General features: G+C 65.0%; 22 protein-coding genes. 13 read left to right on the top strand and 9 right to left on the bottom strand.

The genetic code is table 11. The features are described from left to right. The first annotated feature begins 30 nt into the window (after positions 1 to 30). From AC06E9_RS19285 to hglS, 7 genes are all read left to right on the top strand, one after another. A complete protein-coding gene (locus tag AC06E9_RS19285) occupies positions 31 to 1,608 on the top strand; it encodes a serine hydrolase domain-containing protein (protein WP_461770718.1) in 1,578 nt (525 codons plus the stop codon). Further along, the gene (locus tag AC06E9_RS19280) at positions 1,562 to 2,308 is read left to right on the top strand and encodes a M15 family metallopeptidase (protein WP_478056644.1); all 747 of its coding nucleotides are present in this window, start codon (positions 1,562 to 1,564) and stop codon (positions 2,306 to 2,308) included. Before AC06E9_RS19285 ends, AC06E9_RS19280 begins: the two co-directional genes overlap by 47 nt. Positions 2,309 to 2,351: 43 nt before the next feature. Next, on the top strand, positions 2,352 to 2,729 hold the full coding sequence (locus AC06E9_RS19275) for a hypothetical protein (protein WP_121042305.1): 378 nt from the start codon (positions 2,352 to 2,354) through the stop codon (positions 2,727 to 2,729). 219 nt (positions 2,730 to 2,948) lie between these two features. Next, positions 2,949 to 3,365, top strand: a complete 417-nt coding sequence (locus AC06E9_RS19270) for an EF-hand domain-containing protein (RefSeq protein ID WP_152153771.1) — start codon at positions 2,949 to 2,951, stop codon at positions 3,363 to 3,365. A gap of 109 nt (positions 3,366 to 3,474) precedes the next feature. Then, on the top strand, positions 3,475 to 4,227 hold the full coding sequence (locus AC06E9_RS19265; RefSeq protein ID WP_121042309.1) for an HAD family hydrolase: 753 nt from the start codon (positions 3,475 to 3,477) through the stop codon (positions 4,225 to 4,227). Next, on the top strand, positions 4,224 to 4,769 hold the full coding sequence (locus AC06E9_RS19260; protein ID WP_282264171.1) for a hypothetical protein: 546 nt from the start codon (positions 4,224 to 4,226) through the stop codon (positions 4,767 to 4,769). Before AC06E9_RS19265 ends, AC06E9_RS19260 begins: the two co-directional genes overlap by 4 nt. A 96-nt stretch (positions 4,770 to 4,865) precedes the next feature. Further along, positions 4,866 to 6,233: a 2-oxoadipate dioxygenase/decarboxylase HglS gene (hglS, locus tag AC06E9_RS19255; protein ID WP_282264168.1), complete on the top strand. Its 1,368-nt coding sequence runs from the start codon at positions 4,866 to 4,868 to the stop codon at positions 6,231 to 6,233. Positions 6,234 to 6,453: 220 nt separating this feature from the next. Here hglS and AC06E9_RS19250 read toward each other — a convergent pair whose 3' ends face one another. Continuing rightward, on the bottom strand, positions 6,454 to 7,968 hold the full coding sequence (locus AC06E9_RS19250; RefSeq protein ID WP_461770716.1) for an acetyl-CoA hydrolase/transferase family protein: 1,515 nt from the start codon (positions 7,966 to 7,968) through the stop codon (positions 6,454 to 6,456). Positions 7,969 to 8,286: 318 nt separating this feature from the next. Here AC06E9_RS19250 and glnE point away from each other — a divergent pair, with 318 nt between their 5' ends. Further along, positions 8,287 to 11,127 (top strand): bifunctional [glutamate--ammonia ligase]-adenylyl-L-tyrosine phosphorylase/[glutamate--ammonia-ligase] adenylyltransferase, encoded by a 2,841-nt coding sequence (glnE, locus tag AC06E9_RS19245; RefSeq protein ID WP_478056643.1) that lies wholly within the window; start codon positions 8,287 to 8,289, stop codon positions 11,125 to 11,127. Between the two features lie 224 nt (positions 11,128 to 11,351). Here glnE and AC06E9_RS19240 read toward each other — a convergent pair whose 3' ends face one another. The 5 genes from AC06E9_RS19240 to AC06E9_RS19220 form a co-directional block, all read right to left on the bottom strand. Beyond that, positions 11,352 to 11,906, bottom strand: a complete 555-nt coding sequence (locus AC06E9_RS19240) for a queuosine precursor transporter (protein WP_046272868.1) — start codon at positions 11,904 to 11,906, stop codon at positions 11,352 to 11,354. A 76-nt stretch (positions 11,907 to 11,982) separates the two neighbouring features. Continuing rightward, positions 11,983 to 12,510: a hypothetical protein gene (locus AC06E9_RS19235; RefSeq protein WP_478056642.1), complete on the bottom strand. Its 528-nt coding sequence runs from the start codon at positions 12,508 to 12,510 to the stop codon at positions 11,983 to 11,985. A 34-nt stretch (positions 12,511 to 12,544) separates the two neighbouring features. Continuing rightward, entirely contained in the window at positions 12,545 to 13,066 is a 522-nt protein-coding gene (locus tag AC06E9_RS19230; protein WP_478056641.1) for a hypothetical protein, read from the bottom strand. A 67-nt stretch (positions 13,067 to 13,133) separates the two neighbouring features. Further along, entirely contained in the window at positions 13,134 to 13,997 is an 864-nt protein-coding gene (locus AC06E9_RS19225) for a DUF2145 domain-containing protein (RefSeq protein ID WP_259261658.1), read from the bottom strand. 57 nt (positions 13,998 to 14,054) lie between these two features. After that, positions 14,055 to 15,026 carry a mitochondrial fission ELM1 family protein gene (locus AC06E9_RS19220; protein ID WP_478056640.1) on the bottom strand — a complete coding sequence of 324 codons (972 nt, stop codon included), beginning with the start codon at positions 15,024 to 15,026 and terminating at the stop codon, positions 14,055 to 14,057. A gap of 129 nt (positions 15,027 to 15,155) precedes the next feature. Here AC06E9_RS19220 and AC06E9_RS19215 point away from each other — a divergent pair, with 129 nt between their 5' ends. Next, positions 15,156 to 15,746, top strand: coding sequence for a malonic semialdehyde reductase (locus AC06E9_RS19215; RefSeq protein WP_176990511.1), 591 nt, complete (start codon positions 15,156 to 15,158; stop codon positions 15,744 to 15,746). A gap of 85 nt (positions 15,747 to 15,831) precedes the next feature. Then, complete coding sequence (locus AC06E9_RS19210; protein ID WP_121042323.1) at positions 15,832 to 16,533, top strand: YceI family protein; 702 nt, start codon at positions 15,832 to 15,834, stop codon at positions 16,531 to 16,533. 97 nt (positions 16,534 to 16,630) lie between these two features. Here AC06E9_RS19210 and AC06E9_RS19205 read toward each other — a convergent pair whose 3' ends face one another. From AC06E9_RS19205 to AC06E9_RS19195, 3 genes are all read right to left on the bottom strand, one after another. Further along, the gene (locus tag AC06E9_RS19205) at positions 16,631 to 17,068 is read right to left on the bottom strand and encodes an efflux RND transporter periplasmic adaptor subunit (protein ID WP_282260239.1); all 438 of its coding nucleotides are present in this window, start codon (positions 17,066 to 17,068) and stop codon (positions 16,631 to 16,633) included. A gap of 57 nt (positions 17,069 to 17,125) precedes the next feature. Beyond that, positions 17,126 to 17,923, bottom strand: coding sequence for a siderophore-interacting protein (locus AC06E9_RS19200; RefSeq protein ID WP_478056639.1), 798 nt, complete (start codon positions 17,921 to 17,923; stop codon positions 17,126 to 17,128). A gap of 89 nt (positions 17,924 to 18,012) precedes the next feature. Beyond that, a complete protein-coding gene (locus AC06E9_RS19195) occupies positions 18,013 to 18,516 on the bottom strand; it encodes a PadR family transcriptional regulator (protein WP_478056638.1) in 504 nt (167 codons plus the stop codon). A gap of 468 nt (positions 18,517 to 18,984) precedes the next feature. On the opposite strand from AC06E9_RS19195, the gene aceE reads away from it, so the two are divergent. The 3 genes from aceE (at position 18,985) to AC06E9_RS19180 (ending at position 26,653) form a co-directional block, all read left to right on the top strand. Then, a complete protein-coding gene (gene aceE, locus AC06E9_RS19190; protein ID WP_088434592.1) occupies positions 18,985 to 21,672 on the top strand; it encodes a pyruvate dehydrogenase (acetyl-transferring), homodimeric type in 2,688 nt (895 codons plus the stop codon). Between the two features lie 78 nt (positions 21,673 to 21,750). Further along, a complete protein-coding gene (locus tag AC06E9_RS19185; RefSeq protein WP_478056637.1) occupies positions 21,751 to 24,624 on the top strand; it encodes an NACHT domain-containing protein in 2,874 nt (957 codons plus the stop codon). An 889-nt stretch (positions 24,625 to 25,513) separates the two neighbouring features. Continuing rightward, positions 25,514 to 26,653 (top strand): YncE family protein, encoded by a 1,140-nt coding sequence (locus AC06E9_RS19180; RefSeq protein ID WP_478056636.1) that lies wholly within the window; start codon positions 25,514 to 25,516, stop codon positions 26,651 to 26,653. Positions 26,654 to 26,980: the final 327 nt, after the last annotated feature.

Below are 26,980 nucleotides of genomic sequence, written 5' to 3'. Positions count from 1 at the left end.
GCAGGCCCTCCGGTCATGACGAGGGAACCCATGCCGTCACGCGCTTCAACACACAGTCGATCCCGCCTTCTCACGCTTGGCTTGGCCTGCACCCTGGCCATCGCCCCCAGCGCACGGGCAGCCGAGCCCACCGACACCTTCAATCGCCTGCTCGATGAGACCGTCGCCCACGAACAGCTGCCGGGCATCGCCATGGCCGTCGTCGACGATGGCAACCCCGTCTTCATCGGCACCCGTGGCGAGCGCCGCGCCGGGCAGGGCGAGGCCATCGATGCGGATACCCTGTTCAAGATCGCCTCCAACAGCAAGGCGATGACCGCCGCGCTGCTCGCCCGTCTGGTCGACCGCGGTCTCCTGCGCTGGGACGACCCGGTCATCAAGTACCTGCCGCAGTTCCGCATGCACGACCCGTGGGTCACGCAGCAGATGCAGGTGCGTGATCTGCTGATCCACAACAGCGGCCTGGGCCTTGGCGCGGGCGATCTGATGCTGTGGCCCGAGCCGAACAGGTTCACCCGCCAGGACATCATCGCCGGGCTGGCCCACCTCAAGCCGGTCACCAGCTTCCGCAGCGGCTATGCCTACGACAACCTGATGTATGTGGTCGCCGGCGAAGTCGCCGCCGCAGCCGGTGGCAAACCGTACGATCAACTGCTGCGCGAGGAAGTCTTCTCGCCGCTGGGCATGGATCGCTGCCAGGTCGGCGCGTGGTCGGTCGCAGCGGTGGGCAACGTCGCCCAGCCGCACACGCGGAAGGACGGCCGCAACGTGGTGCGTGGTGCCGATGGTGACACCAGCGCCGATCTGACCTCGATGGCCGCCGGCGGCATCCGCTGCAGCCTGCGCGACATGACCCGCTGGATGCAGGTGCTGCTCGATCCGGCGCTCGTGCCCGGTTGGCTGAGCACGGCGCAGCGCCGCGCGCTGTGGACCGCGCACATGCCGATGCCGCTGGGCGAGCGCCAACGCCGCTGGGACAACGCACATGTGTCCGCCTACGGCTACGGCTGGCGCGTGTCGGATATGGACGGCCAGTGGAAGGTGGCCCACACCGGTACGCTGTCAGGCATGTATTCCTCGCTGGCGCTGCTGCCGGACCGCAAGGTCGGCGTGGTGATCCTGATCAACAGCGACGCCGAGGATGCACGCATCGCGCTGATGCAGGCCGCGTTGAAGACCTACACCGCACCGGAGGAGACGGCCGACGTGAGCCACTACCTGGCCCTGCTGGACCAGGAGCGCACTGGCCGCCGCGATGCCGGGCAGGTGCGCCCGGATACCGGCGCGCGCCGGGCCGCCTCGCTTCGCACGACCGCCGCCGCGCACGGCCGTTATCGCGATCCGTGGCTGGGCGAGGCGCTGCTTTGCCCGGAGCAGGGCGTGCTGCGTTTCAGCGTGGCCAAATCGCCGATGCTACGCGGCCAGGTCATGCAGCTCGGTGAGCGCTGGCTGGTGCAGTGGGATACGCTCGGGGCCGATGCCGAGCCGTGGTTGCAGCTGCAGCCAGGCGCGACGCCCGCCCTGACCTTGGCCGCGATCGATCCGGAGATCGACTTCAGTTATGACTACCAGGACCTGCACTTCACCCGCACCGGCGATTGCCCGTAGCCCGCTGCTGCGGGCGTTGCTGGCGCTGCTGGCCGGCAGTGCCCACGCGGCAGCGCCAGCGGTGACGATCTCGCCCGCCCGCGATGTGGCTGACGCCGGACTGGTCGACATCCGCACGCTGACACCGGCGATCGAACAGGACATCCGCTACGCCGGCCCCGACAACTTCACTGGCCAGCGCGTGCCCGGCTATGACGCGCCCAAGTGCTATCTGCTCGCCCCGGCGGCTACTGCACTGGCACAGGTGGAGGCCGACCTGCGTGCGGATGGCTTCGCGCTGCGGCTCTTTGATTGCTACCGCCCGGCCCACGCGGTGAAGGCCTTCGTCGCCTGGGCACAGGATCCGCACGAGCAGTCGCGCAAGGCGCAGCAGTACCCGGACCTCGACAAGCCCGCCCTGCTCGGTGGCTACATCGCCGAGACCTCCGGCCACAGCCGCGCTGCCACGGTCGATCTGACCCTGCTCGATTGCCGCACCGGCCCCTGCGCGCCGGTAGACATGGGCACCGACTTCGATTTCTTCGGCCCGCGCGCGCATACCGATGCGCCGGAGATCAGCGCGGCGCAGCGCAGCCACCGCCAGCACCTGCGCCAGGCGATGGCGCGGCATGGCTTCGCCAACTACCCGATGGAGTGGTGGCATTTCACCCTGCAGCCCGAGCCGGCACCGACCACCGCCTACGATGTGCCGGTCCGCTGAGGCGCACCGCTACACTGTGCACTGACTGCCGGATCGGACCACGATGAACCTGCCGCTGCACGTTGGATTGCTGGGAACGCTGGAGGCAGGGCTGATCGCGCTGTTGGTCGGGCTGCTGGTGTATGCGCTGTGGCATCGCCTGTGCCGCTGGGCAGGCTGGACCGACGGGCATGCGATCGGCTGGGCCTGCGTGATCGCGGTGGTGGCCTCGGCCGGCATCGATGCGTGGAATCTCTTCTATATGGGCATGATGCGGCTGGAGTCGCCGCTGTATGCGCGGTTGTTCCTCGCCGGTATCCATGATCCGAACGAGCTGGGCTCGCGCGTGGTGCTCGAAGTGGCCGGTGCGATCGGCGGTGTGGCGCTGGGGTGGCTTTTGTTCAGCTCCCGCTCAGGCGAAAAAAACAGCAACACCGCGTGAGATTGCGTTCGCATCCGGTTAAATGCCCGGCCAATGAATGGGCGTGTTACCAACTGCTCACCTGCGGCTAACCACTGCGGTAATGCACACGTTCGCGCAGGTGGTTAAGGCCGCGTGCGCAGCGCGGTCGAGGGGCAATATCGATTCACAAACGGGGTGGCAGTGTAGGGCCGTGCGGAAACAACAGGCCGCGCAATACCTACCAAGGAGACCACCCCAATGACTACTCGCATCCGCAAGCCCCTGATCGCCCTGATCGTCGCCGCAGGCAGTGTGCTGGCCATGCCGGCGATGGCCCAGTCGGCACAGCACAGTGCCGCGCAGGCGCAGAATCAGGCCGCCCAGGCACAGCAGGCGGCGGCGCAGGCCGGTGACGCAGCCGATACCGCGGCCAACGCCGCTGCACAGGCCTCCGCGCAGGCCAATGGTGGCGGTGGCCAGACGTGGGCCAGCGTCGATACCGACGGCAACGGCACCATCAGCAAGGCCGAGGCGCAGGTGAACGCGGGCCTTGCGCAGGTGTTCGATCAGGCCGATACCAACAAGGACGGCGAGCTCTCGCCGGATGAATACAAGGCGTATGTGGCCGCCCAGCAGGGCAAGGCCGCCGATAACGGCGCCCAGCAGAGCAAGTAAAGACCGGGGACACCGGTAGCGCAGTGAGGGGGAAAGGGCGGCTTCGGCCGCCCTTTCTTTTTGCGCTGCCGGGGTGGGGCCGCTGGGCCGCTGTTGGTATCCTTGGCCGATGATGACTTCCCTGCCCACGCCGCAAGGCGCTATCGGCCTGGTTGGTTTTGACGGTGATGACACGCTGTGGAAGAGCGAGGATTTCTACCGCAAGGCCGAGCAGGACTACCTGGATATCCTGTCGCGCTACATCGACGTGCATGACACGCAGACCGCGCGCCATCTGCTGGAAGTGCAGCAGCGCAACCTCGGCGTGTTCGGCTACGGCGTGAAGGGCATGACCCTGTCGATGGTCGAAGCGGCCATCGAGATCACCAACCAGACCATCAGCGCCCGCGACCTGCAGCAGATGCTGGACATCGGCCACGACACTCTGCGCCACCCGGTCGAGCTGATCGACGGTGTGCGTGAGTCGGTCACCGAGATCGCCCGCGATTACCCGGTCGTGCTGATCACCAAGGGCGACCTGTTCCATCAGGAGGCCAAGATCAAGGTGGCCAACCTGCGCGACCTGTTCCCGCGCATCGAGATCGTCTCCGAGAAAGACCCGGAAACCTATGCCCGCGTGCTGGAGGAGTTCGATCTGCCGATCAAGCGCTTCGTGATGGTCGGCAATTCGCTGCGCTCGGACATCGAGCCGGTGGTCACCCTCGGCGGCTGGGGCATCCACACTCCCTACGCGGTGACCTGGGCGCACGAAACCCAGCACGGCGTGGCCGACGACGAACCGCGCATGGTCGATGCACCGACCGCCTTCGACTGGCCGCAGGCGCTGCGGACCATCGAAGCCAAGGCCGCACAGGCCGGATGATGCGCGCCGGCCTGCTCGCGCTGCTGCTGATGCTGCCCTGGGCAGCCGTGGCCGAGCAGACCCCGGAGAAGTCCGCCGCCTACGTGGTGGACACCGGCGATGCCTGGGTGGACACCCAGCTGCAGGACATCAACCACTACGCCGAGCGCTACCCGGACAGCTTTCTGGATGAAGTCTCGCGCTATGCCGGCGTCTCGCGTGGCTACATCGCCGCGCTGATGCACACCCACGGCTGGCAGGCCGGCGACATCTACTTCGCCTGTTTCTGGGCGCATGTGATCGAACGTTCCTGCCGCGAAAGCGTGCAGACGTGGTCGCGTACGGTACCGGAGGAGGGCGAGGCCAAACGCTGGGAAGCGGTGGTGGCCCAGCTGCCGGTCACGCCGACCAACCTGCACTGGCGCGCCTTGCGCCACGCCATCGTGGCCAGCCACGACCACTGGGACCGCCCGGTGAAGCTGGACGCGACGCTGCAGCGCCAGCTGGGGAACCGCGAGCAGCGCCAGCGCACGGCGAGCAGTCCCACGCCACCTGCGCGCTGAGGGACTTCTTTGCTGCTGTGCAGATCGCGGTAACCCCCGCGCTCGGCGACAATGCGCGATTGCTGCCCCCCCTCGTGATCCGTTGCCGAGTACGTAATGAGCGCCGACTGTTTCGTTTCACCCGACGATATCCGCAGCCTGTTCGCCCAGGCGATGTCCACCATGTACCGCACCGAGGTGCCGCTGTACGGCACCCTCGTCGACCTGGTGGCCGAGATCAACGACGCCGTGCTGACCGCCACTCCGGCGCTGGCCGAGCAGTTGGACCGCACCGATGAACGCGCCCGGCTGGACCACGAACGCCATGGTGCGATCCGGGTCGGCACGGCGGAAGAACTGGCCACGCTGGGCCGCCTGTTCGCGCTGATGGGCATGTACCCGATCGGCTACTACGACCTCTCGGTGGCCGGCGTGCCGGTGCATTCCACCGCCTTCCGCCCGCGCACCGCGCAGGCGCTGGCGCGCAATCCGTTCCGCGTGTTCACCTCGCTGCTGCGGCTGGAGCTGATCGAGAACGCCGCGCTGCGCGAGCAGTCCGCTGCCATTCTTGCCCAGCGCCGGATCTTCACCGACACCGCGCTGGCCCTGATCGCGCAGGCCGAACGCGAGGGTGGCCTCGACGAGGCCGATGCGCGCCGCTTCGTCATCGAAGCACTGGAGACCTTCCGTTGGCATGGCGACGCCACGGTGTCACTGGATACCTATCACGCGCTGCATGACGCGCACCGGCTGATCGCCGATGTGGTCAGCTTCCGCGGCCCGCACATCAATCACCTGACCCCGCGCACGCTGGACATCGACGCTGCGCAGGACGGCATGCTGGCCCGTGGCATCGACGCCAAGGCCGTGATCGAAGGTCCGCCACCGCGCCGCTGCCCGATCCTGCTGCGCCAGACCAGCTTCAAGGCGCTGGAAGAAACCGTGCACTTCCCCTCGGGGGAGGCAGCGGACGCCGGCACGCATACCGCGCGTTTCGGTGAGATCGAACAGCGCGGCCTCGCCCTGACGCCCAAAGGGCGCGCGCTATACGACCAGCTGCTTGCGCAGGCGCGAGACAGTGGGGGTGCCGGCAGCACCGGCCAGGATTACCCGACGCGTCTGGCCGCGGCCTTCACCGCCTTTCCGGATGACCACGACACCCTGCGCCGCGAGGGCTTGGGGTACTACCGCTACGCGCTGACCGACGCCGGTCGCGCCAACCCGGGTGCGGTGGGTGATCTGCCGGCCGAAGCGCTGATTGCCGCCGGGCTGGCCAGTGCCGATCCGATCGTCTACGAGGATTTCCTGCCGGTCAGCGCCGCGGGCATCTTCCAGTCCAATCTCGGCGGCGACGAACAGCGCGCCTACGCCGCACATGCCAACCGCGATGCCTTCGAGCAGGCGCTGGGCATGACGGTGGAGGACGAGTTCGCGATCTACGCGCGGCTGCAGGCCGAATCGCTGGCAAGCCTGCGGGGCGGCTGACGGAAGGAGCCGGCCAGCGGCCGGCACTACCGGTAACCCGCCCGGATCGCTGACCACTCACGGACCGCCCTACGGTAGTGCCGGCCGCTGGCCGGCTCCTCATGTACCAAACGCGCATCCGGGCTTGCGGACGGTAATGCGTGGAGCCGGCCAGCGGCCGGCACTACCCGGAAACAGAACGTCCCGGCAGGTACCGACCGTCGGTCGGTACCGTGCATCCTCAGGCTTTCATCGTTCCGGTATCCAGCCACCGCTGGTGCCACGACAGCGCTTCGGGCAGCAGATGCGGGGTGTGCTTGCCATAGCTCTCGCGGCTGGCACGGTCGAAGTAATCGTTCAACTGATCGCGGAAATCCGGATGCGCGCAGTTGTCGATGACCACCCGCGCCCGTTTGCGCGGGGGCAGGCCGCGCAGATCGGCCAGGCCCTGTTCGGTGACGATCACCGACACATCGTGTTCGGTGTGATCCACATGGCTGACCATCGGCACGATCGCCGAGATGCTGCCGTTCTTCGCCGTCGAAGGACTCAGGAACGCGGACAGGAAGCCGTTGCGCGCGAAGTCGCCCGAGCCGCCGATGCCGTTCATGATCCTGCTGCCCATCACGTGGGTCGAGTTGACGTTGCCGTACAGGTCGGCCTCGATCATGCCGTTCATGCCGATGCAGCCCAGGCGACGCACCAGCTCCGGATGGTTCGAGATTTCCTGCGTGCGCATGATGATGCGCTCGCGGTAGAAATCGATGTGTTCCTTGAAGGTCTCGTTCGCCTGCGGGCTCAGCGCGAAACCGGTGCAGGAGGCGTAGCTCAGCACGCCATCGCGCAGCAGATCGAGCATGCCGTCCTGGATCACCTCGGTGAACGCGCTCAGATCGCGGAAGCCGCTCTTGGCCAGCCCGGCCAGCACCGCGTTGGGGATGTTGCCCACGCCGCTCTGCAGCGGCAGCAGATTGGCCGGCAGGCGGCCCTTGGCCACTTCGTGCTTGAGGAATTCGATCAGGTACTGCGCGATCTGCTCGCTGGTCGTATCGATCGGGCTGAACGGACTGTTGCGGTCCGGGCCGTTGGTACGCACCACGGCGACGATCTTGTCCGGGTCGCAGCGCAGCGCGGTCTCGCCGATGCGGTCGTTGGCGTGCACCAGCGGGATCGGCTTGCGGTGCGGCGGCAGCGCGGTGCCGTAGTAGATGTCGTGCATGCCGTCCACGCCGGCCGGCTGCCATTCGTTGACCTCGACGATCACCTTCTTGGCCAGGTCCAGCCAGGTCTTGTTGTTGCCGACCGAGGTGGAGGGCACCAGCGAGCCATCCTCGCGGATCGCCGAGACCTCGATCACCGCGGTATCGATATCGCCATAGAAGCCGAACCACACGTGCTGGGCGACATGGCTGAGGTGGATGTCGATGTAATCCAGCTTGCCCTCGTTGATGCGGTTGCGCGCATCCGGGTCGCTCTGGAACGGCATGCGCATCGCGATGCCATCGGCCTTGGCCAGCGCGCCATCCAGCTCCGGCGCGGTCGAGGCGCCGGTCATCAGGCTGATCTGGAAGGGCAGCCCCTGGGCGTGCACCGCTTCGATGCGCTGCGCCAGCGCGACCGGCACCGCCTTGGGGTAGCCTGAACCGGTAAAGCCGCTCATGGCGACGGTTTCACCCGGCTGGATCAGGGCGGCGGCAGCTTCAGCGGAGACAACGCGGTCACGCAGACGCGCGTTTGCAATGCGATCGACAGACATGACGACAACGTTTTTGGGGGGATCGCCATTATCGGCGATCCACGCAGGGGCAGGGGTTCTACCTTGGTGGGATGGCGTTTTTACATCGGCGCCTCCCTGTTCAGGTTTTCCGCCTACTTCTGTACCCGCAAGTATTGTTTTGCAGTGCAGCGTGCAAGTTCGTCGCCGACCCTAGAAGATCGACCTGCATCCCGACGTGGGGGAGGGAGCAGAGCCCGCTGGCAGTTCGCTGCAAGCGGGCTTTTTTATGTCTCGCTTCCGGAACATCGGGGCGCCGATGGGTCTCTCGCGTCGACACGCGCCGGGCATAATCCCCCCATGCCGATTTCCGACCTCGCCGCGCCCGCGCGCGTCCCCGACGCCCTTGTTCCCCTGGTTGATCGCGCCCTGGCGCGCTTGGCCCTGTCGCTGACCGATGGCGGCCACTGGCCGCCTCCGGCACCCGTACTGGCGACCCTGCGCGCGCTGGCCGTCACCAGCGATTTCGCCATCGACACCCTGTGCCGCCAGCCGGCGCTGGTGTCCCATCTCACCCAGGAGGGCTGCCCACCGCTGCCCCTGCCGGAACTGGATCCACTCCAGCCCAGCGAATGGCAGCAGCGCCTGCGCCGCTACCGCACCGCCGCCTCCACGCGCCTGATCTGGCGCGACCTGACCGGGCAGGATGACGTGCCTGCCACGCTTGCCGGTGCCACCCGCTTGGCGGAGGAGTGCCTGCAGCTGGCGCTGTCCGCGCTGGAGCAGGAATTCACCGGCCGCCATGGCGTGGTCCGTGCGGCGGACGGCAGCGCGCAGCAGCTGGTCGTGTTCGGGCTGGGCAAGTTGGGTGGTGGTGAACTCAATTTCAGCTCGGACGTGGACCTGGTCTACGCCTACCCGCAGGGCGGCGAATCCGATGGCGCGCGCCCGCTCGCCGCCGAGGAATACTTCGCACGCCTTGGCCAGCGCCTCGCGCGGTTGCTCGATGACACCACCGTGGATGGCTTCAGCCACCGTGTCGATCTGCGCCTGCGCCCCTTCGGCAATGCCGGACGCGTGGCGCTGTCGTTCGCCGGCATGGACCAGTACTTCCAGCGCGAAGGCCGTGACTGGGAGCGCTATGCCTGGCTGAAGGCGCGCGCCGTCGCCGGGGATATCGCCGCGGGCGAAGCGTGGCTGCAGACCCTGCGCCCGTTCGTCTACCGCCGCTATCTGGATTTCACCGCGCTCGATGGCCTGCGCGAAATGAAGGCCGCGATCACCGCCGAGGTCTCGCGCCGCGAGATGCACGATGACATCAAGCGCGGGCCCGGTGGCATCCGTGAGATCGAGTTCCTCGCGCAGGCCCTGCAGTTGATCCGCGGCGGCCGTGAAGCGCCGCTGCGCGAGCGTCGTCTGCTGCACGCGCTGCCGGCGCTGGTCGCCTCCGGCCAGATGGCCGAACAGGACGGCGCCGACCTGCTGCATGCCTACGGTTTCCTGCGTCGCCTGGAAAACCGCCTGCAGATGCTCCGCGATGCACAGACGCATGCGTTGCCCACCGACACCACCGACCGCCTGCGCATCGCCAGCGGACTCGGTTACGGCGACTGGGACGCGCTGGTTGCCGCGCTGGATGTGCAGCGCGAGCGCGTCAGCACCGAGTTCGCCGCACTGCTCGCACCGCGCCGTGGCCAGGCTGCGCCGGATGCACTGGCCAGCTACTGGCGCGGCCTGCCCGACAACGGCAGCGCCGAGGTGCTGGCCGAAGCCGGCTTCTTCGATGCCGGCAGCGCCGATCAATCGCTGCGTGATTTCGCACAGAGCTCCGGGGTGAAGTCCTTGTCCGATGCCGCGCGTGCGCGCCTGGACCGCGTGCTGCCGGCGCTGCTGCACGCCGCCACGCGCTCACCGCAGCCAGATGCCGCGCTCAAGCGCGTACTCGGCCTGCTGCAGGCGATCCTGCGCCGGACCAGCTATCTCGCCCTGCTCGACGAACAGCCCAGCGCATTGGCGCGCCTGGTCGATGTACTTGCACGCAGCGCATTGCTGGCCGAGCGCCTGGCGGCGTATCCGCTGCTGCTCGATGAACTGCTGGACGTGCGTGTCTCCGGTCCGATGCCGGATGCCGCGGGCATGCAGGCCGAGTGCGCTGTCGCGCTGACCATCGATGATCCCGAAGCCGCGCTGCGGCTGCTCAACGAGATCCGGCTGGCGCTGAGCTTCCGCATGGCGATGGCCACGCTGGATGGTCGCCAGCGCGCGGTCGACACCACCCGGCAACTGGCCGAACTCGCGCAGGCGGTGGTCGTCACCGTGCTCGCGCTGGTGCAGGCGGACATGCAGCGCCAGCACGGTGGCATTCCCGGCGGGCGTTTCGCCATCATCGGCTACGGCAGTCTGGGCGGGTTGGAGCTGGGCTTCGGCTCGGATCTGGATCTGGTCTTCCTGCACGATCACCCGGCCGATCAGGACAGCAGCGACGGTCCACGCCCGCTGGACCCCGGCCGCTGGTATGCGCGCCTGGCGCAGAAGGTGATGGCGATGCTCGGCGCGGTCACCGCCGCCGGCCGCCTGTACGACATCGACGTGCGGCTGCGCCCGGATGGCGGCAAAGGCGCGCTGGTGTCCTCGCTGGCCAGCTATACCGAATACCAGCGCGAACGCGCCTGGACCTGGGAGCACCAGGCACTGGTGCGTGCCCGTGCCATCGCCGGCGATGACTCGCTGTTGGCCGACTTCGAACGGGTGCGCGCGCAGACGCTGGCGCGCCCGCGCGACAACGCCGTGCTCTACACCGACGTGCTGAAGATGCGGGCACGCATGCGTGCCGAACTGGACCGCAGCGATGCCGCACGGCTCGATCTCAAGCAGGGCGCAGGCGGTATCGTCGATCTCGAGTTCCTGCTGCAGACCGGCGTGCTCGACAGCGCCGTTACGCACCCGCAGGTGGTGCAACCGCGCGATACCCCCAGCCTGATCGATGCGCTGGCCGACATCGCCTGGCTGCCCGGGGGCACCCGCGATGGCCTGCACGAGGCGCACGCGGCGCTGTTGGATGTGGGCCTGGCCTGCACGCTGGACCGCCGCCCGCGCCTGGCGCCACCGACCCCTGCATTGGAAGCGGCGCGCGCGATGATCACCGCGGCGAGCGATGCGGCGGGGTTGCCGTTCCAACAACGGATCGATGTCGTCAGCTGACGGCGGTTTGCACCGTCATCGACCTCGCACCGCTCTGGCACCGGTAGTGCCGGCCGCTGGCCGGCTCCCATGAACTCTGCTGAGCCGGCCAGCGGCCGGCACTACCCATCGTGATGCCCGACCGATAGCGATACCCGGCCGAGAGCGATGCCCGACCCAGGGTGATACCGGACCCAGGGTGATACCCGACCGCCAGCGCTACACCGGACGATCGGCGCCCGATGTCACACCGCGCGCGGTGCCATCTTCCACAGCAACGCGCGGAACGGCGCCAGCAGGAACACGCCGATCGTCAGCTTCACCGCCAGATCGCCCAGCGCCCAGCTCACCCACGGCAGGCTGGAACCGGCGAAGGCGATGCTCCAGAAAATCGTCGTATCCAGCGTCGCGCTGCAGGTCGTTGCGACCATCGGGGCGCGCCACCAGTGCCCGCGGCGCAGCCGGTCGAACACGGTGATGTCCAGCAGCTGCGCGGCGATGAAGGCCAGGCACGAGGCCACCGCGATCCGCGGCGTGGCGATCCAGATCGACAGCAGTACCGCCAACGCGAACCCGGCCCAGGCCACCCGCCGCGCCGCCGCCGGCCCAAAGCGGCGGTTGATCAGGTTGCTGACCAGGAACGCCACCGGGTAGCTGAAGGCACCCCAGGTCAGCCAGTCGTTGATCGGGTACTGCACCAGCACGTTCGAGCCCAGCACCACTGCGCCCATGGCCAGCACCGCCAGCAGCAGCGAGCGCGGGGTCAACGGGGCAAAGGCAATGGCAGGACGCGCGGACATGGCGAGCCGGGGAAGTCGGGGGAAGCGGCGGATTATCCGGGCTTGGCCGGCCCAGGGCCAGCCCGGACCGGTTCAGTCAGAAGCGTTCGCTCATGCTGGTGGCCGCCGCATCCTGGGTCGGCAGGAACGCCAGCGCGGCGCCTTTGGCATCGGCCACCATCCAGCCCGCGCCGGCCGGGGTCGGGGTGAACGCCAGCACATCGCCCACCTTCACCCCTGCCGCCGGGTTGTCGGCACGCGCCGGCCAGGCCACCACGGCCGGTGCATCCGGGGCCTGCGGGTTCTTCAGCGCCACCTGGTAGCTGCCGTCGGGCTGGTGCGCCACGCGCTCCACGGTGAGCGGCGGTAGCGGGCCGGCCTTCTGCCGCTTCGCGGCCCGGGCGGTCAGGTTGTGCGGCATGGAGGCGTCATGCAGCTCGCTGACCCCCAACGCACTGAGCCAGACCGGGGCGGTGATCACCGCCAGGCTCACCACCGAGGTGGTGAGGACGCTGCTGGTGACCGGCGAGGCATTGCTGAGGTTCTGGGCGGTGACCGGCAGGCTGGTCGCGAGCAAGGCCACCGCCAGCAGTGGCGCAACGGCAGGACGGGATATCCGGTTCATTCAATAGCTCCGCGGGACGGTGGACAGCAAGGGGTTACCAACGTGCACTCGGCTGCGCCGCCGCCGCATCGATGGGCAGGAAGGCCAAGGCCGTGCCCTCGGCCGTGGTCACGGTCCAGCCGGCGCCGCCCTGGGTGGGCGTCAGCGCCAGTACGTCGCCCACCGCCACCGCGGCTGCCGGGTTGTCCTCGCGCGCAGGCCAGGCAATCACGGCCGGCTCGTCCGGTGCCTGCGGGTTCTGCAGGGCCATTTCGATGCCGCCTTCGGGCGTGCGTTCCACCTTCTCCACGGTGAGCGGCGGCAGCGGCCCGGCTTTGCCGCGTGCGTCCTTGGCCGCGCGGCTGCGTCGGGCCGAAGCGTCGCTGGCCTTGCTCAGGCCGGCCGAAACCAGCCACACCGGTGCGGTCACCACCACCACGCTCACCACCGAGGTGACGATGACGCTGCTGGTCACCGGATGATTGATGCCTACCACCTGCGCGGGCGCCGGCAGGCTGGTAGTGCACACGGCAATGGCCAACAACGGCGTAACGATGCTGCGCGAAACTCGTGTCATCGAAGATCCTTCTGATGGCTCAACATAGGCCCGCAGTATGCGCGCTGGCGTGCTGCCCGCCGCTGACTCACGGTTTGGGGGCGGTAATGCCTTTCACCGGTACATGCGGCACGGCCAGTTCCTGCTGCAGGCTGCTGCGCAGTTGCAGGAAATCAAAGATCGACTCCACCGTCACCACCGAGTAATTGCCGGAAATGCGCTCGCTGGCCGGGTGGTCGGTAACGGCGGCATTGGGCACGAAGAAGCGCGCGCCGAGCCGCTTGGCCACGCCGATGTGCAGCGTGCTGGGCGTATACATGTGTCGCTGCAGCCATTGCTGTGCCTGGGTACGGTTGACGATCAGGGTGCGCTCTTCCACCTGCGCCATCGCCGCGCCCAGCACTTCCAGGATCCACTGGTTGGAATTCTGGTACTCGGTGCGGAACGGATACGCCACCACGCTGTAGCGTGCTTCATGCAGCGCCTTGGCCTGGATCGCCGGCTGGGTGAGCATCGCCTTGAGTGCATCGCGCAGCGCAGGGGTCGGCACGCCGATGCGCAGGTCGGTATGGCTGGAGGTCTCGCCGATGAAGGTGGCCACGCCCTCGCGGAACAAGTGCGACTCGGCGGTCTTGCACGGATTGAGCAGGTGCACCGCGCGCCACTGCCCATCGTCTTCGCGCAGCAGGAAGGCCAGATGACTGTGGCGCAGGCCGTACTTGCTCAGGTCCTGACCACCGCGGGCGATCAGCACCACGTCCACGCCATCGAGTGCGTCCAATGCGTCGGTGGTGGCCAAGGCCACATCGAACATGGAGGCCAATGCAGCCGGCGTGGGATAGCGTTCGGTGCACTGCGGTTCGGCCTGCGCGGTCAGCGCGGCGCCCAGCAATACGCCACACAGCAGAACGGGGTGCAGGCGCTTGATCAGTGCAGCGAAGGGTACGTCCATGTCACACAGTCTCCGGCGGCACCGGCCGCGGTCGCATCATAACGCTGTGCGATGCCGTCAGGCCTGAATCCCCAACCGCGCGCGTACTTCATCAGCAACGCGCGTGGTCTCGCGCAGCGGCTCGATGCGGCCCTGCGTCTGCCAGTCCAGCCAGCGCGCCTGCAAGCGGCCACGTTCGCGCAGCGCGTGCTGGAAGTGCGCGAGTCGCCCTTGCGCCTGGCCGGCCAGGGCCACGGCGACCGGCATGCGTGTGGCGCACGCTTCAGAGAGCAGGTTCACCGAATCCGGCGAGACCACCACGCGGTTGGCCCAGCCGAGCAGCCCGGCATACGGGTTCACGCCATCGCCGCCATCGCCCCAGATCACATTCGGCACCTCGGCAAACGCACTGCGCAGCGCACCGACCAAGGCCGGTGGGGTACGCCGCGAGGTCGTGGCCAGCAGGCTGCCGCCTTCCTCGCGCAGTTGGGAAGCGAGCTGCTGGAACACCTGCACCATGTCCGGCTCGTGCCACGGCGCGTGCGGGGTCGGTCCGCCGACCAGCAGCGCGGTGCGTGGGCCGGGCAGGGCGCTGAACGCGGCGAATGCCGCACGGCCGCAGGCCAGCCAGTCATCGTTGACCGGGTTGAGGCTGCCGAGCAGGGTGAGCACGTTGCTGCCGCGCAGCCGGTCGTGTTCGGGCACGACCAGCAGGTCCCAGTGGCGCGGGCTGAGGCGAGGGTCGAGGATCTGGACGACCTTGGTGCCACGGCGGCGCAGTTCGCGCAGCGCGCCGGCCGCCTGGCGGCCACAGCCGACGGCCAGCTCAGGGGCGTCGGCGGCCAGGGCTGCGAAGGCGTCACCGTAGCCCTTGGCGGCACCCGGCAACCAGCGCGGGGCCAGCCAACGCCAGGGCGCGCGCGGGGTGAGCACCAGCGGACGATGCGCCCCCAGCTTCAATGCCGTGGCCAGGGCCACCGCCTGCCGCACATTGCCGGCACGGCCGTCAGTGATCGTCCAGGGCGGACTCCATCGTTTCACGTATGGCATTAATTCGTTTCAGTCAGGCTGGGTGTTGCAACTGTCGCGACACTCTACACTGCCAGCCTTCGCCGATCGCGCGGTCGCCCTGCCACGGTAGCCGATGCGCGAACGATTCCCCTTGTTTCCGGAGGCTTCATGTCCCACGTCCTTGACGATGCTGCGCTCGATCAGTTGTTCCGTACCGCCCGCACCCAGAACGCCTTCCTTGATAAGCCGGTCGAGGACAGCCAGCTCAAGGCGCTGTACGAGCTGCTGAAGTGGGGCCCGACTGCCGCCAACGGCAGCCCGGCGCGCTTCGTGTTCGTGAAATCCCCGGAAGCCAAGGCCAAGCTCGCCCCGGCCCTGTCCGAAGGCAACCACGACAAGACCCTGGCCGCCCCGGTCACGGTGATCGTCGCCTTCGACGAAGACTTCCACGAGAAGCTGCCGTTCCTGTTCCCGCACACCGATGCCAAGGCGTGGTTCGACGGCCCGCGTGAAGGCCGCACCGAAGGCGCGTTCCGCAATGGCAGCCTGCAGGGCGCCTACCTGATCCTGGCCGCCCGCGCGCTGGGTCTGGATGCCGGCCCGATGTCCGGCTTCGACAACGCCAAGGTCGACGAAGCCTTCTTCAAGGGCACCGCGATCAAGTCGAATTTCCTCGTCAACCTGGGGTACGGTGACGCCTCGGGCCTGTTCCCGCGGCTGCCTCGCCTGTCCTTCGACGAAGCCGCCCGCATCGCATAAGCGTTACCGCCGGATCGTGGCCCGTCCGTGCGGATGGGCTGCATGAATTTTTTTCTTTTCCCTTCGATTACGAGAGAGACCTGACATGACCGTGACCCGCAAACTGCTGCTGCCGCTCGCCCTGACCCTGGCCATCGCCGCCTGCTCCAAGCCGGCCGACGAAGCCGCTGCCCCGGCTGCTGACGCGCCGGCCGCCACCGAAACCGCCGCCCCGGCTGCGGACGCCGCGGCTGCCGCCCCGGCCGCCGAGGCCATCCAGATCGCCTCGGGCACCTACAAGCTCGACCCGACCCACACCGACGTGCTGGTCCAGTGGAGCCACTTCGGCTTCTCGCACCCGACCGCGCATTTCGGCAGCGCCGAAGGCACCCTGGTGTATGACGCCGCTGACGTGACCAAGTCCACCGTGGAAGTGAAGCTGCCGCTGACCGGCCTGAACAGCTTCACCGCCAAGTTCGACGAGCACCTGAAGAGCGCCGATTTCTTCGACGCCGCCAAGTTCCCGGCCGCCACCTTCAAGAGCACCAAGGTTGAGGCCAACGGCACCAACAAGCTGACCGTGACCGGCGATCTGACCATCAAGGACATCACCAAGCCGGTGACCCTGGATGTCACCATCAATGGCGGCGGCGAGCACCCGATGGCCAAGGTGCCGGCGGCGGGCTTCGATGCCACCACCACCATCAAGCGCAGCGACTTCGGCGTCGGCGCGTACGCCCCGAACGTCAGCGATGAAGTGAACATCCGCATCACCACCGAGGCCACTGGCGAGAAGCCGGCTGCCTGAGTTTCTCCTCACTCGTCGTGAGAAGGCAGAAAGCCCGCCAATTGGCGGGCTTTCTTTATAGGGCGAGCCGGCCAGCGGCCGGCACTACCGTACCTGATCAACCCGCCGCCACCTGCGCGCTCACCTTGCCCAGCCACAGCGTGGTGAAATCGGTCGGCGTGCGCCGCGCCGGCGCGGTCAAGCCGCTCTCACGCAGGAACGCATGGGTGGCCTGCGCGAACGCCTGGCGGGCCAGCAGCGCGGCCTGCTTCACCGAGGCCTGCTGCTTGCGCAGCTGCACGATCTGCAGGCTCGGCTTACCGGGCATCGCGTACTTCTGGTAACGGCGCAGCTCATCGGCGACCAGGTCGATATCGATGTTCGCCTGCACCAGCGCGGCCTGCGCACGGGCCAATGGCACCAGGGCGGTGCGCAGCGGGGCGATGTGCTCGCCCACGGAAGGCGCCAGCGCCGCCAGGGCGGCATCCAGCGCGGGATCGGCCCGCTCGGCGCGGTCGATCAGGTCGGTCAGTGCCGAAAGAGGAGAGGCTTGCATGAAAGGCACCGGCACAAAACGCGATTGTCGCATTCGCGGCCGGTGCCCGTCGCGGGCTCAGTCGTCGTGGTGTTCGCTGCCGTGCGCCTTCCAGTAGCCGGTGGAGCGGATCCAGTCCTTCGGCACACCCAGGTGACCCTCGATGTACTTGCGCATCATCCGGGCCCGGCGCGATTCGGCGGCGATCCAATAGAAGGTGTCGCCGTCCGGTTCCTCGAAATCGGTCAGCACGTCCTCCAGCAGGGTGCTGCTGGCGGCGTCGAAGCCGTTGCGCTCCAGCCACGAGATGCGGATGCGGTCGTCCTCCGGCAGCTCCTGGCGATCGCCGGATTCGGGGATCTCGATGTAGACATCGGCATTCGCGCCGTCCGGCAGCGTCTCCAGCCAGCGGCCGATCGCCGGCAGCGCGGTTTCATCGCCGATCAGCACGTAGGTGTCGAAGTCATCGGCGGTCATGTGCGAGCCACGCGGGCCGCCCACGGCGATCGCATCGCCCGGCTGCGCGTTGGCGGCCCAGGTCGAGGCCAGGCCGTCGCCGTGCATGACGAAATCCAGCGCCAGCTCGTGGGTCTCCAGGTCCCACCAGCGGGGGGTGTAATCGCGCGAGGGGGAGGGCGTCTGGCCTTCCGGGTAGCGCGGGCCTTCCGGGGTCATCGTCGGGACCACGAACTGGCCCTCGGCGTTGGGGAAGAACAGCTTGACGTGGTCGTCCGGCGAGGGCGAATCGAAGCCTTCCAGCGCCTCGCCCCCGACGATCACCCGGCGCATGCACGGGCTGATCTCTTCGGTGCGCAGCACCTGCAGCGGGCGGAACTTCACGGTATGACGGAGCAGTCGGTTTTCATGCAGAGCCATGGGAATACCTGGATCAGTGCCGCAGCGCGGCGTTGAGAAAGAAGGACCTGGCGGGCGGTGGCTGGCTGGGTCTGAAACGAAGAAGGAGGTCAGCGGCCCTGCGCACGGATGTGCGCGGCGGCCTCGCGCAGCGCCTCGGCGACGGCCGCGGCGTTGTCGTCCTGCCAGCGGCCGTGGCACAGGCCCAGCGCGTGCTTGAGCTCGCGCAGCGCATCGCGCACGGGCGGCGGCAGGTTGGCCTTGGTGATCGTGCGCGCGCTGTCGCGCACCCGATGTACCGCGGCATCGACCTCATCGCGTTGCGCCTCCAGCTCGGCCAGGCCCAGCGCGCTGAGCGCGTACCGCTTGCGCCCGCCGTCCTCGACCGCGCCGACCCAGCCGGCCGCCTCGAACTGCGCCAGCACCGGGTAGATCGAGCCGGCGCTGGGCGTGTAGACCCGCACGAACATGTCACTGATCAGCTGGATCAGCTCATAGCCGTGGCGCGGCTGGTCGGCGAGCAGGGACAGCACCAGCAGGCGCAGGTCGCCGCGGCTGAGGGGCCGGGCGGTCAGCGGGCGGGCAGGGCGGTCGAGGTCGCGCGGAGAGGTCATTTCGATATATCGAATGCAGTGGCGGAACGATATATCGAAAACTCCGTTTCGACCAGCGCTCGCGCACGCATGGGAGGAATGCGTTCAGGTCAATTCCTCCTGTGACGGTGCGTGCTTGTGGTGGAACACTGCACCCGGTTGTCACCTCCCAACGGCACCGATGATCCACGCCGATGGGCGCTCCAACGCCGTCGTTTCGCGCACGTTCCGCGCCAATCGCCTGCGCCGCAGCGGCTGCGCTGTCCATCGGTGTCCTGCTGACGCGCCGGTGTCATCGCCGCCGGGCAGGCTGAAATGCAGCGGGAACCTTCCGGCGCGGCCCTCGCGCTGTCGCCTGCTGTCCTTCCGGACACGCCGGGATGGTTCCATACGCAACCGTAGCGAAGTAAGCAAACCCCTTGGTGCGCTACACTTTGCGGCTAGAAATCTAAAACAGTCGCGCGCGTGCGTGCGGTCATGGGAGCGCAAATGAACTGGTTGAACGAGGTGCTGAACAACGACCCGAATCCTGTGGAAACCCAGGAATGGATCGAGTCGCTGAAGGCCGTAATTGATGTCGAGGGCCCCGAGCGCGCGCATCAGCTGTTGGAAGGCATGGTGGAACTGACCCGTCGTTCGGGTGCTTACCTGCCGTTCTCTCCCACCACCGAGTACGTGAACACCATCGCGCCGACCCTGGAGGCCAAGAGCCCGGGCAACGCCGAACTGGAATGGCGCATTCGTTCCATCATCCGCTGGAACGCGATGGCCACCGTCGTGCGCGCCAACCGCAAGCCGGGCGACCTGGGCGGCCACATCGCCTCCTTCGCCTCCGGCGCCACGCTGTATGACGTGGGCTTCAACCACTTCTGGCGCGCCCCGAGCGAAGACCACCCGGGCGACCTGCTCTTCATCCAGGGCCACAGCGCCCCGGGCATCTATGCGCGTTCCTTCCTGGAAGGCCGCATCGACGAAGCCCAGCTGGATAAGTTCCGCATGGAAGTCGACGGCGGTGGCCTCTCCAGCTACCCGCATCCGTGGCTGATGCCCGATTACTGGCAGACCCCGACCGTGTCGATGGGCCTGGGCCCGCTCGCCGCGATCTACCAGGCGCAGTTCCTGCGTTACCTTGAAAACCGTGGCCTGATCGAAAAGTCCGACCGCAAGGTGTGGTGCTTCATCGGCGACGGCGAGAGCGATGAGCCGGAAACCCTCGGCGCGATCGCGCTGGCCGGCCGCGAAGGCCTGGACAACCTGATCTTCGTGGTCAACTGCAACCTGCAGCGCCTGGACGGCCCGGTGCGTGGCAACGGCAAGATCATCCAGGAACTGGAAGGCGTCTTCCGTGGCGGCGGCTGGAATGTCATCAAGCTGCTGTGGGGCGGTTACTGGGATGCCCTGCTGGCCAAGGACACCAATGGCGTCCTGCGCAAGCTGATGATGGAAACCGTCGACGGCGAATACCAGAACTGCAAGGCCTTCGGTGGCGCGTATACCCGCGAGCATTTCTTCGGCAAGTACCCGGAAACCGCTGCGATGGTCGCCGGCCTGTCCGACGACGATATCTGGCGCCTCAACCGTGGTGGCCACGATCCGCACAAGGTGTACGCCGCCTACCACCAGGCCGTGAACACCAAGGGCATGCCGACCGTGATCCTGGCCAAGACGGTCAAGGGCTACGGCATGGGCAGCGCGGGTGAAGCACTGAACCCGACCCACCAGACCAAGAAGCTGGACGACGACGCCGTCCGCCACTTCCGCGACCGCTTCAACATTCCGGTGACGGATGCGCAGCTGGCCGATGGCCAGGTGCCGTTCTACCACCCGGGCCCGGATTCGCCGGAAGTGAAGTACCTGCAGGAACGCCGTGCCGCCCTGGGTGGCTACCTGCCGCAGCGCCGCCGCAAGGCGACCAAGAGCTTCAACGCACCGAAGCTGGAAAGCTACGAGCGCCTGCTCAAGAGCAGCGGCGAGCGCAGCTACTCCACCACCATGGCCTTCGTGCAGAGCCTCAACATCACCCTGCGCGACAAGGAACTGGGCCCGCACATCGTACCGATCGTGGCCGACGAAGCCCGTACCTTCGGCATGGAAGGCCTGTTCCGCCAGATCGGCATCTACGCCCCGTTCGGCCAGAAGTACAAGCCGGTCGATGCGGACCAGCTGATGTTCTACCGCGAAGACCAGAGCGGCCAGGTGCTGCAGCAGGGCATCAGCGAGCCGGGCGCGATCAGCTCCTGGATGGCCGCCGGTACCAGCTACTCGGTCAGCAACGTGCCGATGCTGCCGTTCTACATCTACTACTCGATGTTCGGCTTCCAGCGCGTGGGTGACATCGCCTGGCAGGCCGCGGACATGCGTACCCGTGGCTTCCTGCTCGGCGGCACCGCCGGCCGCACCACGCTGAACGGCGAAGGCCTTCAGCACGAAGATGGCTTCAGCCATATCGTCGCCGGTGGCATCCCGAACGTGCGCAGCTACGACCCGACCTTCGGCTTCGAAGTGACGGTGATCCTGCAGCACGGCACCAAGGCCATGATGGAAGATCAGATTGATGAGTACTACTACATCACCCTGATGAACGAAAACTACACCCACCCGGAAATGCCGGAAGGCGCGGCCGACGGCATCGTCAAGGGCATGTACCTGCTCACCGACGCCGGCAAGCCGAAGAAGGGCGAGCTGCGCGTGCAGCTGCTGGGTTCGGGCACCATCCTGCGTGAAGCCATTGCTGCCGCCGAGCTGCTGGACAAGGACTTCGGCGTGACCGCCGATATCTGGAGCTGCCCGAGCATCAACGAGCTGCGCCGCGACGGTTTCGATGCCGAGCGCTACAACCGCTTCCACCCGGAAGCCGAGCCGCGCAAGGCCTACGTGACCGAGCTGCTGGAAGGCCGCCAGGGCCCGGCGATTGCCGCGACCGACTATGTGCGTGCGTATGCGGACCAGATCCGCGCGTTCGTGCCGATGTCGTACACGGTGCTGGGTACGGATGGCTTTGGTCGTTCGGATACCCGTGCGAACCTGCGTCGCTTCTTCGAGGTTGACCGGTACTACATCGCGCATGCCGCGATTGCGGCGCTGGCTAAGGAAGGGAAGATGACGGGTAAGGATGTTGCCCGGGCGATCAAGCAGTACAAGATTGATCCTGAGAAGGCTAATCCGGTCGGGGTTTGATAGGACTAAAAAGTTAAGTGGAAGGGGCCCGGCGTAAGTCGGGCCTCGTTTTTGTGGGTCATAAAACAAGGATATGTTATGGAGCTAAAGGATCTCGCTTCGTTGTTTGAACAGGCTCGTTCTGCAACATCGGAGAACGGATACCTGATGTTTATGCTAATTATCGGTTTCATCATTCTATTGCTGCATACGATAGTGAGGGTTGCGGAGTCGGCGCTGAAGTTTGTGGAACTACTGAAGAGCGCTCTTTCGCATGGTATGGAGCTGGTGCGTGGCGGTGCTAGGCATAGGGAGCACATTGAGCGAAGAAAGCAATTTCTATCCGTTCTTGGCTCTGACCTCGCTGGCATAGGAAAGGCAGAGGCATGGAACGACCAGAACTTCACTGACCTTGAGGCAGAGGTTCAAGTTGAGGGCGGATACTACGCGACAGTATTCGATCGAATTCGCCGGCGTCGCTCTTTCGCGCAACGAAAAGAGCCCTCGCTAATCGGCGCGATTGATGGCAGTACTGAAAGGTGCCTCCTTCTAACTGGAGATCCAGGTGCGGGCAAGAGCGTGGCCTTGCGTCATCTAGCTGTTCAGATGATAGAAAGAACCAAGAAATCAAAAAGGAAATACGCACCGATACCGCTTTACATAAATCTGCGCGAATTGGGTGGAGAGGGGGCGGTGGATAGCTCTGCGATCAGAAAGTTTGTGATTGATAATGTCAGGCGGGGGGATGCGGACACGGCTGAGTATGTTCAATCGAACTGGTCTGATTTCAATAAGAAAGGCGGTTGGTTTTTTCTTTTTGACTCATTTGACGAGATTCCAGAAGTCCTCCACGCGGCTAATGAAGACACCCAGATAGATCGCTATGGACGAGCTATTCAGCAATTTATGGATGGGCTTGGATCTTGCAGGGGCGTGCTCGCATCAAGGGAGTACAAGAGCCCTAAGCTCCTTGCATGGCCAAAGCTCAAAATTTTGCCCCTTAACGAGAGCCTTCAGGAGGAACTTGTAAATCGCACTTTTCTTGATAAGGACCAGAAGGGGATTGCTGTAAGGGCATTGTCTTCCTCTCCAAGCTCAACCTATCGAAACCCACTGTTCCTAACGCTCCTCTGCAGATTTGTCAGGGACAATAATGCGCCTCCTAAGAACGAGCACGAGCTTCTATATCGTCACGTTGAGGCACTCTCATCTCGCGATTCAGAGTTTGTTAGAAAGAAGTGGGGTCTTTCACCCACTCAAGTTAGGGCATCAGCGGCAGAAGTTGCGAGAATCTTTGCAATGGCGCCAGATATAGGCTTGGCGCCCACGGTTGAAGAGCTCGCCAACCATGCGAGTCGTTTGGGCTTATTTCCAGACGGTATTGAGCATGTAGTGGAATCCTTGACATACGTCAAGATTGGTAGAATGGACGTAGCATCGGCATCCCGTTCGGAGAGGAGATTCGCTTTCTCTCATCGGAGGTATCATGAGGCAATATTTGCAAAGTACCTTTCAGAAAATCCGGATGCGGTAGACGCCAGAGAGCTTTTATGTAATCCGAGGTGGCGTGAATATCTGGTTGCAATGCTGCAATCGACCCCAGCTCAGTCTCAGCAATGGTTAATAGATGAATCAGCTAGAATTTTAGGGGCTTGCTGTGCATCAGTAAGACTATTTGAAGAGAAGGTCTCAGGTTTCACTGTACGGACATACGCGTGGGATGATCGGACTCTCATGCATCTTCTCCAGTTGATGGTCGACGTCAAAAGGTTCAATCCATCAGGCGCATGGGGGATTGCGGAAGACAAGGTTGAAGCTTTCTTTGGGCCTTTGTGGGCAAAGGGAGATGCATTCGACCGTCTGATGATTATCAAACTTGGTGGCGCTGGTTCCTCGGCGGGTCATTCAAGGCGCCTTGACTTTGTTCGTCAGTCAGGTGTTTCACTGCTTCAAGAGGAGGCTGTATCCTCGTGTCAGTTTGCTGCCAATCCCAGTGCCGAGCTGGCCGGATGGATTAGGGGGCGTGTCTCGAGCAAAATTATTACATCACCTCGGAAATTTGAGCTTTTAAAATGGGAGGCGATCGCTAGCCAGCTCCCTCCAGCGTACGACATATCGGCGTGCTTAGTGCGTGCGAAGGCGGTGATACGTCAGCGCTTCTATGCTGAATTCTGGTCTATGCCGGTTCTAATTACCGTTAGACTTATATCTTCACTTAATCCGGTGGCCACCTTTGAGAGAGCGCTTGAACGATCCACCAGGATATGGTTGCTGACCACTAACATTATGCCGATGATGTTTGGCATTGCGGCATTGGCTCAGCCTGTTTCACGGGGGCTGCCATCAGCGGTAAAGTTATCCATTCTCGGGATTATTTGTATACTCATCATAAACTTCGCCACGCTGTTTATTAGGCTGGAGCATCTTTCCTTGCCAAGGAGGATCAAAATCACTGATCTTGTTCCAGCCATTCGGGGCGACTGGTGGACGATCTTGCTGGCTGGCGCGGCTGGCTTGATAGTGATGATTTTGATGACACTGCCCGGTTTAGGCTTGCTATGGCTTGTCCGACTGACGGGAGTACTTGAAGAAATGGACTCTCAAGAGGTTGTAGCGATTGGGTCCGCCATGTTTTTGATCAGCCTGATTGCAGGGCTAACAATCTTTTTGCGCTTTCGAGATTCAAAGGTTAGGAGTGCTGCAGTGTCCTTGCTGGCTGAAAGGAGATCGCTGAGATCCGCCATCTCCTCTTCACGAAGCAGTGTGGAGATTCTGCACCTGTGTCGAGCAGCCATCAATGACCCTGGGGTAACGAACAGTGATGTACGTCGCACCATTTCGTTTCTATCAGAAAGGCTGTTCTCGCGCGGGCGGGGCTCAAAGACACGGCAAGCTAGTTTTGACGTTCATATGAAAGGGGCCGTCTCGATTTTGCTAAGTCATCACGCTTCTCACGCCGAATCTCCTACATGAAAGAATCTTCGCAAAGTGGCGAAGTGTGCCCGAGGTTTAGCGTCGGGCACGTAGACTACCTGAGTTGCGTGTCTGTACAGCTCAGCACGCGGCGATTGGATCTATCCACCTTCGCCGCCACTATTAGGTGGCGTGAGGAGCCAGCCGGAATAAGCCTCCTTGGATTGTGTGGCAGGCTTCTTCCAGCAGCCACCTGAGAGAATGAAACGTTTTGTAGCTTTTGCTGAACTTGGAATGGATGTCGAAGGGCTCCTGGAGAACTGGCGGATCGAACTGTGGCCGGACCGATCGGCAAGGTAGTCAGTCGCACGGCTGCATGGGTGCCTTAACGTTTTCACTCGGACTGGTAAAGCATCCTGCCAGCCTCTGATTTACTGCTTACTGCTTACTGCTTACTGCTTACCGCTTACCGCTCCACATATTCAGCAAGCCATCTTGCTCGGGATTGCAAACCTCTACCTGCCCTTCAATTCGACTATGCGGTAAACCGCTGTGCACCATCAACCGCCGAAGCGATCTTGTATAAGCGGCGCTGCTGGTTGGGGCAAACAGAACAATCTTTCGCAAGTAGACCATGCTCTGTTGATCCCCTACGCCTGTGATACGCGCGCGCCCCGGAGCGTCTTAATTTTGCAGAACGACCGCAAGGACTATGCGTTCCGCCGCGTCAGCGCCGCCCAGAAGTGCCCGCCCAGATGGGTGTGAATGAACTGCGGCGGCGGAAGGAGTAGTAATCCTGTCGGTGGCCATGCACGTGTCGGCAAGAACCACCTGCTACCATCCCCCTAACCCAGCCAGCCCACCCAGCGCAGACAGATGCGGGGCCGGCCGTCACACGTACGGCCCAGCGAGCCAGGACACCCTCCCGTGCCCCTTCAAGGAAGCTCGCATGTACCGCAATTCCGTAATCCGCTCGGCCGCTCTGGCCTTCGCCATTTCCCTGAGTCTTGGCGCGCCGTCCGCGTTCGCCGCTGACCAGACGACAGCATCCGCCAGCACCGCCGCCGTCCAGCGCAAAGCCGTCGCCCAGGGCCTCTACGAGCTGGCCTTCAGCCCCAAGCAGAACGCCGTGTTCGTCGCCTCCTCGGGCGGCTTCGGCGACGCCGCCGGTCCGTCCCAGGTGCTGCGCCTGAATCCGGAAACCCTGGCCGTCGAAACCGCCATCCCGCTGGAGCGCAAGGCGTTCGGCGTGGTGCTGGACGATGCCAACAACCGTCTGTACGTCGGCAACACCGTCGATACCTCGGTCACCGTGGTCGACACCGCTACCAACAAGTCGGTCGGCATCGTGCAACTGATGGAAAAGAAGGTCGGCAAGGATGGCAAGGCGGCCTACACCCACGATCTGCGCGAGCTGGTCGTGGATGGCGCCAACAACCGCCTGTACGTCACCGGTCATTCGGGTGAGGGCAGCGTGCTGTTCGTGGTGGATACGCAGTCGCTGAAGGTCATCAACACCATTCCGGGCTTGGGCAATGCCAAGGCACCGGGTCTGGCGCTGGATGCCAAGGCCAAGCGTGTATACACCTCCAACCTGTTGGCCGAGGTCGTCACCGTCGGTACCGACAGCGGCAAGGTCGAGCAGCGCTTCAAGGTCAGTGCCGAGCAGCCGATGAACATCGCGCTGGATCCCGCCGGCAAGCGCCTGCTCGTGACCGACCAGGGCTCGGAGATGATCCGCAAGTACCAGGCCAGCAGCTCGGGCTTCGAATCGAAGCACCCGGGGCAGCGCGTGCTGGTGCTGGACCGTACCACCGGCAAGGAACTGGCCAGCATCCCGACCGATGCCGGCCCGCTGGGCATCCTGCTGGATGCGCCGCGCAAGCGCCTGTACGTGACCAACCGCGATGGCGGCACCGTGACCGCGTACAACAGCGACACCTACAAGCAGGTGGCTACGTACGCGGTGCCGACGCACCCGAACAGCCTGGCGCTGGATGCCAAGAAGAACGTGCTGTACGTGACCGTCAAGAACGGTGACAGCGAGCCGAAGGGTAGTGAAGAGTCCGTTGCGCGGATTGCGCTGTAACAAATAGTAGGGACGAGCTGCCCGGTAGCAGATATGCGCCGGGCAGCTTGCTACGTCGAAGTGTGGTGATCCCTAAGCGGGCGGTCGCATTTTTGTTCATGCGCTGAGCAAGTAAATCGCGGTCGACGCCTCACTTCGGCGCTGCACAGTACTTCTGTCCGGCACGCGCCATCGCGACAGCGTCCAGTCAGCCACTTTGGTGGGGCCGGCGCATCTGCGCGCACCAGCGCTACACATCCAGGGCAGCAAAGCTGCTCCGGATAGGTCTGTACAACAACATCGGCCAACCTTCTGCGAAATTTAGGGTGACTCGTCAGAGTCCCAAAG

It is taken from the genome of Stenotrophomonas sp. Steno-Z10-BAI (assembly GCF_056393115.1).
Note: the sequence above shows the minus strand (reverse complement) of the source record. Positions and strands in the feature narration are given on the sequence as shown.